10 protein-coding genes are annotated in these 13070 nt (G+C 58.7%); 2 read left to right on the forward strand and 8 right to left on the reverse strand.

The window, feature by feature from the left end; all coding sequences use genetic code 11:
* Positions 1-164 precede the first annotated feature (164 nt).
* The 3 genes from fusA to rpsL are packed head-to-tail and all read right to left on the reverse strand — an operon-like array spanning position 165 to position 3166.
* Positions 165-2282 (reverse strand): elongation factor G, encoded by a 2118-nt coding sequence (gene fusA / locus Q1A44_RS21350; RefSeq protein WP_299629362.1) that lies wholly within the window; start codon positions 2280-2282, stop codon positions 165-167.
* A gap of 29 nt (positions 2283-2311) precedes the next feature.
* On the reverse strand, positions 2312-2782 hold the full coding sequence (gene rpsG / locus Q1A44_RS21355; RefSeq protein WP_299629364.1) for a 30S ribosomal protein S7: 471 nt from the start codon (positions 2780-2782) through the stop codon (positions 2312-2314).
* Between the two features lie 12 nt (positions 2783-2794).
* Positions 2795-3166, reverse strand: coding sequence for a 30S ribosomal protein S12 (gene rpsL / locus Q1A44_RS21360; protein WP_024809820.1), 372 nt, complete (start codon positions 3164-3166; stop codon positions 2795-2797).
* Between the two features lie 384 nt (positions 3167-3550).
* On the opposite strand from rpsL, the gene Q1A44_RS21365 reads away from it, so the two are divergent.
* Together Q1A44_RS21365 and Q1A44_RS21370 are read left to right on the forward strand one after the other, a co-directional pair.
* Positions 3551-4360: a heparin lyase I family protein gene (locus Q1A44_RS21365; RefSeq protein ID WP_299629389.1), complete on the forward strand. Its 810-nt coding sequence runs from the start codon at positions 3551-3553 to the stop codon at positions 4358-4360.
* A 27-nt stretch (positions 4361-4387) separates the two neighbouring features.
* Positions 4388-5194 (forward strand): putative rhamnosyl transferase, encoded by an 807-nt coding sequence (locus tag Q1A44_RS21370; RefSeq protein ID WP_299629425.1) that lies wholly within the window; start codon positions 4388-4390, stop codon positions 5192-5194.
* On the opposite strand, the gene Q1A44_RS21375 is transcribed toward Q1A44_RS21370, so the two are convergent.
* The 5 genes from Q1A44_RS21375 to rpoC all read right to left on the reverse strand — a co-directional run bounded on the left by Q1A44_RS21375 (position 5183) and on the right by rpoC (position 13045).
* Positions 5183-6055, reverse strand: a complete 873-nt coding sequence (locus Q1A44_RS21375) for a DMT family transporter (protein ID WP_299629391.1) — start codon at positions 6053-6055, stop codon at positions 5183-5185. The genes Q1A44_RS21370 and Q1A44_RS21375 overlap by 12 nt on opposite strands.
* A 49-nt stretch (positions 6056-6104) precedes the next feature.
* Positions 6105-6878 (reverse strand): hypothetical protein, encoded by a 774-nt coding sequence (locus Q1A44_RS21380; RefSeq protein WP_299629393.1) that lies wholly within the window; start codon positions 6876-6878, stop codon positions 6105-6107.
* Positions 6879-7077: 199 nt separating this feature from the next.
* Positions 7078-7713 carry a hypothetical protein gene (locus Q1A44_RS21385; protein ID WP_299629395.1) on the reverse strand — a complete coding sequence of 212 codons (636 nt, stop codon included), beginning with the start codon at positions 7711-7713 and terminating at the stop codon, positions 7078-7080.
* Positions 7714-7742: 29 nt separating this feature from the next.
* Positions 7743-8219 carry a hypothetical protein gene (locus Q1A44_RS21390; RefSeq protein WP_299629396.1) on the reverse strand — a complete coding sequence of 159 codons (477 nt, stop codon included), beginning with the start codon at positions 8217-8219 and terminating at the stop codon, positions 7743-7745.
* 581 nt (positions 8220-8800) lie between these two features.
* The gene (rpoC, locus tag Q1A44_RS21395) at positions 8801-13045 is read right to left on the reverse strand and encodes a DNA-directed RNA polymerase subunit beta' (RefSeq protein ID WP_299629398.1); all 4245 of its coding nucleotides are present in this window, start codon (positions 13043-13045) and stop codon (positions 8801-8803) included.
* Positions 13046-13070 lie beyond the last annotated feature (25 nt).

A 13070-nucleotide genomic window follows, 5' to 3' on the forward strand; every position in this document is an offset into this window, starting at 1 on the left:
GTCTTGCCGTGGTCAACGTGACCAATCGTGCCAATGTTTACGTGCGGTTTGTTACGTTCAAACTTTGCCTTTGCCATTGTGGTGGCTCCTCTTTTTTAGGTTGGGCGGCGGGGTGAACCCCGCCCTACGGTTTGGGTAGGGCGGGGTTCACCCCGCCATCCCGGTTATGCGTATTTGGCTTGGATCTCGTCTGAGATGTTCTGCGGAACCGCCTCGTAGTGACCGAACTGCATGGTAAAGTTCGCGCGACCCGACGACATCGACCGCAAGGTGTTGATGTAGCCAAACATGTTGGCCAGCGGCACCTGTGCATCAATGGCAATCGCGTTGCCGCGTGTGTCCTGACCCTGCACCTGACCGCGACGCGATGTCAGGTCACCGATGATACCACCGGTATATTCTTCGGGTGTGACAACCTCGACCTTCATGATCGGCTCAAGCAGTTTCGCACCGGCTTTGCGCATGCCTTCACGCATGCACATACGGGCTGCGATTTCAAAGGCCAGAACGCTGGAGTCCACATCGTGGAACTTGCCGTCGATCAGGGCCACTTTGAAGTCGATGACGGGGAAGCCCGCCAACGGACCGCTGTCCATGACCGAGTTGATGCCTTTTTCGACGCCGGGGATGTATTCCTTGGGCACCGAACCACCAACGATCCGGCTCTCGAAGGAATAGCCTTCGCCGGGCTCTGTCGGCGAGATGATCATCTTGACCTCGGCGAACTGACCAGACCCACCCGACTGTTTCTTGTGGGTGTAGGTGTGCTCGACCTCGTGACCGATGGTCTCGCGGTAAGCCACTTGTGGGGCACCGATGTTGGCTTCGACCTTGAACTCGCGCTTGAGGCGATCCACCAAAATGTCGAGGTGAAGTTCGCCCATGCCCTTCATGATGGTCTGGCCAGATTCCAGGTCAGTTTCCACGCGGAAAGACGGGTCTTCTGCGGCCAGACGGGCCAGACCAGTCGACATTTTCTCTTGGTCGGCTTTGGTCTTGGGCTCAACGGCGATCTCGATCACAGGATCGGGGAAGGTCATCGTTTCCAGAACCACAGGATCGTTGACGGCACAGAGCGTGTCACCGGTTGTGGTGTCTTTCAGACCGGCCAGGGCGATGATGTCGCCCGCGAAGGCTTCGGTGATTTCCTCACGGTCGTTGGAGTGCATCATCATCATCCGGCCAACGCGCTCTTTACGCTCTTTGGTCGAGTTCAGAAGGGTATCACCCTTGTTCAACACACCCGAATAGATGCGGGTGAAGGTCAACGTACCGACAAAGGGATCGTTCATGATTTTGAACGCCAGCGCAGAGAACGCCATGTTGTCATCCGCACGGCGGGCGATGTCGCGGGTCTCTGTCTCGTCACCGGGTTTGAAGCCCATGTAATCGACAACGTCCAGCGGGCTGGGCAGATAGTCGATGACAGCGTTCAACAGGGGCTGAACACCCTTGTTCTTAAAGGCCGAACCACAGAGCACAGGGATGAATTTGATGGCCAGGGTGCCTTCGCGGATCAGACGGCGCAGGGTTGGCACGTCAGGCTCTTCGCCTTCCAGGTACTGCTCCATCACGTCATCGTCCATTTCGACGGCAACTTCGATCATGTTGGCGCGCCACTCTTCGGCCTGATCCTTCAGGCTGTCACGAATGGGGCGTTTTTCCCAGGAGGCGCCCAGGTCTTCACCGGCCCAGACCCACTCTTCCATGGTGACCAGGTCGATCATACCTTCCAGCTCGGTCTCTGCGCCGATCGGGATCTGGATCGGGCAAGGGATCGCACCGGTACGGTCCTTGATCATGTGCACGCAGTTGAAGAAGTCAGCGCCGATCTTGTCCATCTTGTTGACGAAAACGATGCGCGGCACCTTATAGCGGTCAGCCTGACGCCACACAGTCTCCGTCTGGGGCTCAACACCTGCGTTGGCATCCAGAACGGCCACGGCACCATCGAGAACGGCCAGCGAACGCTCAACTTCAATGGTGAAGTCCACGTGGCCGGGCGTGTCGATGATGTTCATGCGGTGCTTGGGCGTGTCGGGGGTCGCGCCGTCTTCGGTACGTTCCCAGAACGTTGTGGTCGCAGCGGACGTGATCGTGATGCCACGCTCTTGTTCCTGCTCCATCCAGTCCATCGTGGCGGCCCCATCGTGGACCTCACCGATGTTGTGGGACTTTCCTGTATAGTACAGGATGCGTTCCGAACATGTGGTTTTGCCGGCATCAATGTGTGCCATGATGCCAAAGTTACGGTAGCGGTCGAGCGGATAATCGCGTGCCATGGGGCTGCTTCCTCAGGGTATCTGGTGGGTTACCAACGGTAATGGCTGAACGCTTTGTTGGCGTCGGCCATCTTGTGTGTGTCTTCGCGCTTTTTGACAGCGGTGCCGCGGGACTGAACAGCGTCCATCAGCTCGCCTGCCAGGCGTTCTTCCATCGTGTTTTCGTTCCGGCCGCGGCTGGCAGAGATCAACCAGCGGATGGCCAGAGCCTGACGACGCTCGGGGCGAACCTCGACGGGCACCTGATAGGTGGCACCACCGACGCGGCGCGAACGCACTTCGACAGAAGGTTGGATGTTCTCAAGCGCTTCGTGGAAAACTTCCACAGGGGCGCGCTTGATCTTGGCTTCAACCCGGTCAAAAGCATTGTAGACGATGCTTTCGGCAGTCGATTTCTTACCATCGACCATCAGGTTGTTCATGAACTTGGTCAAAACCTTGTCGCCATATTTGGCGTCGGGCAGGACTTCGCGTTTTTCGGCGGCGTGACGACGTGACATCTGCTGCTCTCCTTATTTGGGACGCTTGGCGCCGTATTTCGAACGGCGTTGCTTACGATCTTTGACGCCCTGGGTATCCAGAACACCGCGCAGGATGTGGTAACGCACACCGGGAAGGTCTTTGACACGACCGCCGCGGATCAGAACCACAGAGTGTTCCTGAAGGTTGTGGCTTTCACCCGGGATATAGCTGATGACCTCAAAGCCGTTTGTCAGGCGCACTTTGGCAACCTTCCGCATGGCCGAGTTCGGCTTCTTGGGTGTGGTGGTGTAAACGCGTGTGCAAACGCCGCGCTTTTGCGGGTTCCCCTCAAGGTGGAGGGACTTGGAGCGTTTTACTTTGGGCTGGCGCGGCTTGCGGATCAGCTGTTGGATCGTTGGCATTGCAGGTCTGTTCCCCGTCTCATCAACATATGTCGTGCGGGACACGGCCCCGCGGTTTCAATTCAATCGCTCATGTGCGTCCACAAAAGCGCAAAAACCGCAATCGCTCCTGTATGCAAGGGCGACGCGGTGGGTTTCCAGAGGATCGGACCAATGCAAAGGCCGGATCGTGTCCACTTCGGTTCTGATTTCGGTGTCAGGGGGATGTCCCCCGGTCCGAGATAGCGGGCGTATAGGGGGAGTCTCGCAGGGTGTCAACAGCCCAGCGGGGGCCACGACCCAGCCTGATACGCGAATTGTCGCGGCTGTGTCGCAGAACGGTTTTTCTAGACAGTTTTGGCACTTGGCACCAGAGTGCAGCATAGACACAAGACTGAGATAATTATGAAATTTCTAACCGTTCTGATCCCCCTCATTGCCGCCGCCTTCCTCACCACTTTGCCCCACATGTCACAGGCGCAACGCCTGCCGGTCGAGCGCAGCATGATCTACAACACGACTCAGCACGGATTCGCCAAGGTCAGGGACGTCGCCCGGCTCGGAAAGCGCAGCCAACGTTTTGAAGTCCGCGCAGGCGACTGCGGCTGGGACGACGGTTGGAGCGATTGCGACAACGATCGGGAGCGCTCCGAGCTGACCGTAAAAAAGAACTGGCGGCCCGGCACCGACCAGTGGATCGCTTTCTCGATCTATCTGCCCGAGGATTTTCGAACCTCCTCGCGCGTGCGCGCCACCGTGGGTCAGGTCAAGATGCGGGGCGGGCCGACCGGCTTTGCCGGGGGTTTCCCGTCCGAGCCCGGAGTGTTCCAGATGGAGATGCTGGGCAACCGCTACTTTCTGCGGGTCCACGTGCTGTCGGGCCCGTTCGATAATGTCCGCAATGACATCAAGGATTACAACCTTGCCAGCATTTCTGAACTCCGCGGGCGCTGGACCGATTTCGTGATCCGCCTGAACACCAAGACCGCTCCAGGTGCGCTTGAAGTATACAAGAACGGCACTCGTGTCGCCGCACACCCGTACAACCAGAACTACGCCCCAAGGGAATATTATTTCAAATACGGGATCTACCGCTCTTTTGTGTCCCGCAACGGTGGACCGATGCCCACGCAAGTGGTCTTTTTTGACGAAGTGCGCATGGGGCGCAGCTATGACAAGGTGGCCGTCGAAAAACAGCGGCGCGCCGTCGACTAGGGCGTCGAATAATCAAGGATCCACATGATGCAAGTGATCGGGCTGTGCCGCTTCTCCTACCCCGCCATCGGCGGGTTCCAGGTGGGCCATGAAACCACCGAAGAACGGATGGCCTATCTCTGGGCCGAGGACCGACTGGAAGAACGGTTTCGGCTGTTGGAGACCATGGCCCTGCCCTGCCTGCGGGCCCAAACAGACCCCGATTTCGATCTGATCCTGCTGATCGGCGATGCATTCCCGAAACATCACCGCGACCGGCTGCACGACCTGACGGCCGACATGCCTCAGGTCCAGATCGTGGCAGAGGCCCCGCGCAACAGCCGCGAGATGAGCAAGCAGCTTTTGAACCAGGCCCGCCGAGATCCGTCCCAACCCTGCATGCAGTTCCGCCATGACGACGACGACGCCGTAGCCGTGGATTTCGTGGAAAAGATGCGCCAGGCGGTCCGCGACACCCAGGGTCTCGTCAGCAAACACCGCATGGTCGGCTTTGACTGGAACCAGGGCTATGTGGCCGAAGTGGGCGCACAAGGCATCAGCGCCACCCAGATGTACCGCCCCTACTACGTCGCCGCCCTCGGCACCTATATCGAAGGCGGCTGCGCCATGACGATCCACAACTTCATGCATGAACGGATTCCGCAATTCATGCCCTGCGTGACGTTCTCGGATGCCGACATGTTCGTGCGGACCCATAATGGCTACAACGACAGCCGCCAGAAAAAGGTCAAGGACGTGCCGGTCGGACCCTTGACGACCAAACAGGAAAAGCTGTTTCGCAAACGGTTCGCCGTCGACATCGACACCGTGCAGCGGGTGTTTTCAGCGGGCTGACAGCTTGCGCTCGCGGTAAAGGGTGAAAAGGCCGGTGGCCACAACAACCCCTGCCCCAAGCATCGTCAGAGGCTCCGGCCAGTCGCCAAAGACGAACCAACCCAGCACCAGCGCCCAGATCAGGCCGGTATAGCGGAACGGCGCGATAAAGGTGATCTCACCCACGCGCATCACCCGCACGCTAAAGAAATAGCCGCCAATGATCATCACCGACGCCCCCGCGATCAATCCCGCCTCGCGCGGCGTCAACGCCACCCACTCGGTCGTGGTCGAGGCCAGTCCGGCACAGACCATCACTGTCAGCGACGCCACGAGTGTCACGGTCATCGACGGCACACCGGGGGTCAGCTTGCGGGTGGCCAGATCACGCACGGTCACGCATCCCACCGCACATAAGGCATAAAACGACCACAGGCTAAAGCCATCCGGTCCCGGGCGCACAATCAGCAACATGCCCGCAAATCCCAGCAGGATTGCCGCCATCCGCCGCCACCCCAACGGCTCGTTGAAAAACAGCGCCGCACCCACCGCCACAGTCAGGGGAAGCACTTGCAGAATGGCCGTCACATTGGCCAAAGGCAGGTTCAGCAAAGCGGTGACAAAGAAATAGGCAGCCCCCACCTCAGAGGCAGAGCGCAGCGCAATCAGCGCCCAATCACGGCGGCCAATCCGAAAATGCAACGCCCCCAACCAGCGGGCCAGCGCCAGGATCAAAACCGACGACAGCACCCCGCGCAGAAACAGCAACTGCGCCAGGGGGACCGCCCCGCCGGTCAGCTTGATCAACGTATCGTTGAGGGTAAAGGACGCCATCGACGCCATCATCAACAGCGCGCCGAGCATATTGGGGGACAAAGTCATGGGCCGAGCGGTAGCACCGCCCCGGCCCTGCCGCTACAGAAATCTCGGGCTAGAAGCCGCGCAGCGACGCGGCAAAGGTCTTGAACAGGGCCGCGTTGGACCGGGCCGACCGGGCCGCCGCAATCTCGGTGCCCAGAATGTTCTGAACCGCCGGGGCCGACAGGCGAAAGGTGAGAACCTCACCGCTCTTGTAGGTGCGGGTCACCTCCGCCCCCTTGCGCAGGTCCACAACATAGGCCGCGGGTGGCTTGCGGGGCACAAAGACGCGGATGGTGACCAACTGCCCGCGATGCAGGGTATAGAAATTGATCAAATCGTCGATGGCACCCCACCGGGCCTCGGTCTTGCCGGTAACAACGGTGTGCATCTCATAAACGGTGCCCAGCCCCTCCGCCTTGAATGTCTTCAGACGCTTGGGTTTTGTGTTGGGACGCGCCTTGGCGCTGGCGTGGACGCGGTCGGCAAAATTCTTCAATCCATCAACCTTGCCGGTTTCCGTCAGGGTGGACGGAAAACAGGTCACACTCACCGAAAAATAAGGATTGACGATAAAGTCCCAAGGGCCCTTGCCCTGCGCTTTCCAATAGTCTCGGTTCACCTCGAACTTGACGCCGCGCACGTCCTTGCCCGTCGCACTGACCTCGCGAACAGGTGCACGACGCCATGTGGGATCGGCCGCGACCGACACACCGCACTCCTCAACTGCCGTCTGGCGCAAATCCATGGGCAAAAAGCCCGGGTCAACCTCGACCACACTTTGCGCACGCGCAGCGCCGACAAGCATAAAAAGGCAAACCAAAACCCGCAGAGGCAAAGAAAACATGCTGAAATCCTGACATTTGGTGCACGCAAGCCTAACGACTGGCGGCACGAACGCAATCCGCAACCGGTCATGGTCAGCACTGTGGTCGCGCGGGCCCATGTAAGGTTTTCGGGACAAAGCCCACTTCTGCCTCAAGTCAACCACTCTCTTCAATCGGATGATTCAATGCCTGATCATAACCGCCGCGGATGGAAAACGTTCAGACTTGAAGGCCAAGAAAAATCACAGCCAATGGCACGGGCGACACAGCAAGAACGACAGTCAGGAACGTCGCGAATGGCGTAAATATCCCGCTCAGACCCGCGATGATCATGATGCCTCCACCCCCGCCGATGATGGAGTTGCCGGGCGTATTGATGGCGATGGCCACCGCGACGTACCGGTATTGCAAGGCAAGGCGAACGACGCGTGTCGACTGTCCGTCAAGCAGCATCGCGACACGCTCGTCTTGCGACAAAGGTGCAGCGCGGGCCACCAAATCAGCGGCACGACGCATCCGAAAGGCGCGCAAGAACTCTTCCAGCGTGCGGATGGGCATGAACCGCCCGACCATAAAGGCGAGCATCATGGCCGTCACAGTACAAACGTAAACCAGTGGTGCAATCGCCGCGCCGAGACCTGCAAGAAGGGCAATGCCGATTTCGGCCCCAGGCACGAAGGGCATTGCAAGAAGCACGATATAAGCCACCGCACCGATCATGATGGCCTGATGAACCTGCTGCTCGTTGTCGGGCCGGATTTGAAGGTCCAGCGCATCACGGATCATGTGCGTGCCCCACGTGGCCAACACGACAACCCCGATCAGAATACCAATCCTCAAAAGGACGCCGCGCAAACTTGACCCCTGTGGCTGCACGCCGGGGCTCAGCCGGAGACCGCTATTCGCGGGGCGGCCACGCCAACACCCCGAATCTGGATTTGGTTGGTCCAGTACCAACGCCGGGTTGTCCAGGTCAGGTCAATCGCCATTTCGTCGCCGGCAAGCGTTCCGTACCAGACCACGGTGTGAGGCGCATCCGGGCAGACCGCCGTGGCGGTAAAGTGGATCACATCGTCAATTTCCTTGGTCTGATAGTCGGACCAGCCAAAGTTGCAGTATTCTTCGCAATCAGCCGATTGGAACGTGCCGTCTCGAAAATGAATTTTGTCTTCCAACGCTGCACCGGTCGACAGGTCCGTTCCCGACACCTGGAATGAAGCCCCATCCAAAGCACCTGAAGCTGTCCAATCGCCTGTCGGCACCGCAAGGTCGGGAATGTCTTCGTTCATGACGGTAAGGGTCGCCGCACCTGTACCAAAAGTGGCAACGGCAATCGCTGCGATTTGCAACATCTGAGGCATGAACAGCTCCGTCCGGGAAACAACTTAAGTCGGGGTAATCCGTCGAGTATGGATCAAATGGCTGGGCAGGCAAGGCAAATCCCAAAGCTGCCGCCACCATCAGAAAAATTCAGGGCCGCATTCAGTCAAAATGGCGCCGTGCTGCCCATGGAGTAGCGATCTCGCGGACACGGCATCAGTGTCCCTGAATTGTGGGGAAAGAGACCTTTGCCATGGACATCGGGCCTTTGGGTTCGACCCCGCCATGTGTCAGGGCCGAAAATGGTCTTGGCCTTGCTTCAAGCGCAAACCTTTCCCAAAAGTTATCGCGCCCGCCAAAACATTAACCTGCACCGGGTCTGAACAAGGGATTAACGGCGCGCCGCGGATCAAAACGCACAGATCCGGACCCAAACTGTACGTTTTACGAAAAACCCCGGAAATCCGCAGGGTTCGGGCCGGCCAGAACGTACATCCCAAGGCGCAAACTGTACGTTTTACCGGATTTTAACCACCGCACGGTCCCTTAACGGGCTCAGATGGGCAAAGAAAAACCCCCACCGTTTCCGGCAGGGGTTTCCCGTTTCAGTCTTTTGGACAGCTTAGTCGCGGCTGTCTTCGGAATGGTCGATAACCGTGTCGAACACGTCGCCACCCACCACGTCGTCAGCGCTTGGTGCTGCCAGGGCTGCGGCCGCTTCGGCCTCCTCGCGGCGCGCTTCGATCACGACATTGTCGCGATCCGTGGCGATCTTGCGGACGTTCTGGGTTGCCCCGCCGGTCCCCGCCGGGATCAGGCGACCCACGATGACGTTTTCCTTGAGGCCGACCAGTTTGTCCTTCTTGCCCTGCACCGAAGCCTCGGTGAGAACGCGAGTGGTTTCCTGGAAGGACGCCGCCGAGATAAAGGAACGCGTTTGCAGCGAAGCCTTTGTAATCCCAAGCAGAATAGGCTCACCTTGAGCGGGACGACCGCCTTTGGACAGGGCCTTTTCGTTGGCGTGATCGAACTCTTGCTTGTCCACATGCTCGCCCTTGAGCAGCGTGGTGTCGCCCGAGTCCTGGATCTCCCATTTCTGCAGCATCTGACGCACGATGACCTCGATGTGCTTGTCGTTGATCTTCACACCTTGCAGGCGATAGACCTCTTGCACCTCGTTGATCATGTAATCCGCCAGCGCCTCGACACCCATGATGGCAAGGATATCGTGGGGGGCTGGGTTGCCATCCATGATATAATCGCCCTTCTGGACAAAGTCGCCTTCGACCACCGGGATGTGCTTGCCTTTGGGCACCATGTACTCAACTTTTTCCATGGTTTCATCAGCAGGCTCGATCGCGATGCGACGCTTGTTTTTGTAGTCTTTTCCGAACCTTACGTAGCCATCGATCTCTGCGATGATCGCGTTGTCCTTGGGACGACGCGCCTCGAAAAGCTCGGCCACACGCGGCAGACCACCGGTGATGTCCTTGGTCTTGGCACCCTCGCGCGGGATGCGCGCCACGACGTCACCCGCCTTGACCGCGTCACCGTCTTCAACCGACAGAACCGCGTCCACCGACATCGGATAGGTCACCGGGTTGCCCGCGTCGTTGCGGACCGGCTCGCCATCGGCGTCGACCAGAATGATCTCTGGCTTCAGCTCGTTGCCTTTGGGGGCAGCGCGCCAGTCGATCACGATTTTCTGTGTCATACCAGTGGCATCGTCGGTTTCGTCGCGCACGGCCAGACCGCTGACAAGGTCAACATATTTGGCTGTACCGGCCTTCTCCGCGATGATCGGCAGGGTGTAGGGATCCCACTCGAACAGCTTGTCGCCGCGCGCCACTTTCTGGCCTTCGGTGACAAACAAGGTCGTGCCATAGCCCAGCTTGTGGTTGGCCCGCTCTTCGCCGTTCTCGTCCTGAATGATCAGCTTCATGTTCCGACCCATGACAAGCATCTGACCAGAAGCGTTTTCAAGGGTTTGCGCGTTCTCAAAGACGATCGTGCCTTCCTGGCTCGCCTCAAGGAACGACTGCTGACCACCCTGGGCCACACCGCCGATGTGGAACGTCCGCATCGTCAGCTGGGTGCCAGGTTCACCGATGGATTGAGCGGCGATGATGCCAACCGCTTCGCCAGTGTTGACCATGGTGCCGCGTGCAAGGTCACGACCATAACACATGGCGCAAACGCCCTCTTCGGCCTCACAGGTCAGCGGGCTGCGGATGCGCATCGACTGCACGGCAAACTCGTCAACCGAGTCCGCCATCCGTTCGTCGATCAGCGTCCCATGAGCGATCAGAACCTCGTCCGTCCCAGGCTTCAGCACGTCCTCAGCCGTGACACGGCCCAGCACACGTTCGGCCAGCGACGACACAACTTCTCCATCGTTTACAGCGGCTTCTGCTGTGATCGAGGTCTCCGTGCCGCAATCGCGAGCGCGAACGATACAGTCCTGGGCCACGTCCACCAGACGACGGGTCAGGTAGCCTGAGTTCGCCGTTTTCAGAGCGGTGTCCGACAGACCTTTCCGCGCGCCGTGGGTCGAGTTGAAGTATTCAAGAACGGTCAGACCTTCCTTGAAGTTCGAGATGATGGGCGTCTCGATGATGTCGCCATTCGGCTTCGCCATCAGGCCGCGCATCCCGCCCAGCTGCTTCATCTGTGTGACCGAACCACGGGCACCGGAGTGGGCCATCATGTAAACCGAGTTCGGTTCACGCTCAGAGCCATCCGCATCCGTCTGCGCCGCCGAGATCGAGCCCATCATGGCGTCGGTGACCTTGTCGTTACACTTCGACCAGGCATCAACCACCTTGTTGTACTTCTCACCCTGGGTGATCAGACCGTCCATATACTGCTGCTCAAAGTCCTTCACCTGCTCGCGGGTCTCATCAACCAGCGGCCATTTGGTGTCGGGGATCAGCATGTCGTCTTTGCCGAACGAAATACCCGCGCGGAACGCTTCCTTGAAGCCCATGGTCATGATCTGGTCACAGAAAATGACAGACTCTTTCTGGCCGCAATACCGGTACACGGTGTCAATGATCTGCTGTACTTCTTTCTTGCGCAGCAAACGGTTGACCAGGTCAAACGGCGCCTTGTTGTTCAAGGGCAAAAGAGCGCCCAGACGGACCCGACCGGGGGTCGTTTCAAAGCGTTCCATGACCTCAAGCCCTTCGGCGTTGATCTGTGGAATACGGGCGATGATCTTGGAATGCAGGTGCACGATACCGGCATCCAGCGCGTGCTGCACTTCTTCGATCGAGCCAAAGACCATGCCTTCGCCCTTCATGCCCGAACGTTCCAGGGTCACATAGTAAAGACCCAGGATCATATCCTGCGATGGCACGATGATGGGCGCGCCGTTGGCGGGCGACAACACGTTGTTGGTCGACATCATCAACACGCGGGCTTCCAACTGGGCCTCAAGGCTCAGCGGCACGTGCACGGCCATCTGGTCACCGTCAAAGTCGGCGTTAAAGGCCGAACAGACCAGCGGGTGCAGCTGGATCGCTTTGCCTTCGATCAGAACGGGTTCAAACGCCTGAATGCCAAGACGGTGCAGCGTCGGCGCACGGTTCAGCATGACAGGGTGTTCGCGGATGACCTCGTCGAGGATATCCCAAACTTCGGGGCGCTCTTTTTCCACCAGCTTCTTGGCCTGCTTCACAGTGCTGGACAGGCCCTTGGCCTCCAACCGGCTGTAAATAAACGGCTTAAACAGCTCCAGCGCCATTTTCTTCGGCAGGCCGCATTGGTGCAACTTCAGTTCGGGACCTGTCACAATGACAGACCGGCCCGAGAAGTCGACGCGCTTGCCCAAAAGGTTTTGACGGAAGCGACCCTGCTTGCCTTTCAGCATGTCAGACAGCGATTTCAGCGGACGCTTGTTGGCACCCGTGATCACGCGGCCACGGCGGCCATTGTCGAACAATGCGTCAACGGATTCCTGCAACATCCGCTTTTCGTTACGCACGATGATGTCAGGCGCGCGCAGTTCAATCAGACGCTTGAGGCGGTTGTTCCGGTTGATGACCCGACGGTACAGATCATTCAGGTCGGAGGTCGCGAAACGGCCCCCATCCAGCGGCACCAACGGGCGCAGTTCTGGCGGGATCACGGGGATCACGGTCAGGACCATCCATTCGGGCCGGTTGCCGGATTCCAGGAAGCTTTCAACCACCTTGAGGCGTTTGATGATCTTCTTGGGCTTCAGCTCGCCTGTGGCCTCTTTCAGATCAGCACGCAGCTGGTCCGCTTCGGCTTCAAGGTCGATCATGGACAGCATTTCACGGATCGCTTCGGCACCGATATTGGCCGTGAAGGCGTCCATGCCGAACGCGTCCTGGGCGTCCATGTATTCTTCTTCGCTCAGCATCTGGCCATAGCTAAGGTCCGTCAGACCGGGTTCGATCACAACGTAGTTCTCAAAGTACAGAACCCGCTCCAGATCGCGCAGCGTCATGTCTAGCATCAGGCCGATGCGGGAGGGCAGCGACTTGAGGAACCAGATATGGGCCACGGGCGCGGCCAGTTCAATGTGGCCCATCCGCTCGCGGCGGACCTTTTGCAGCGTGACTTCGACACCGCATTTCTCGCAGACAACGCCGCGATATTTCATGCGTTTGTATTTACCGCACAGGCATTCGTAATCCTTGATCGGGCCAAAGATACGGGCACAGAACAGGCCATCACGCTCGGGCTTGAAGGTCCGATAGTTGATGGTCTCGGGCTTCTTGATCTCACCAAAAGACCAGCTCAGGATCCGCTCGGGCGAGGCCAGCGATACCTTGATTTCGTCAAACACCTTGGGGGGTGTGAGTGGGTTAAACGGGTTGTTGGTCAGTTCCTGGTTCATGTCAGGCTCCTTCCAGAGCGTCTAT

The organism is uncultured Tateyamaria sp. (assembly GCF_947503705.1).
In the GTDB taxonomy this organism is placed as follows: Bacteria; Pseudomonadota; Alphaproteobacteria; order Rhodobacterales; family Rhodobacteraceae; genus Tateyamaria.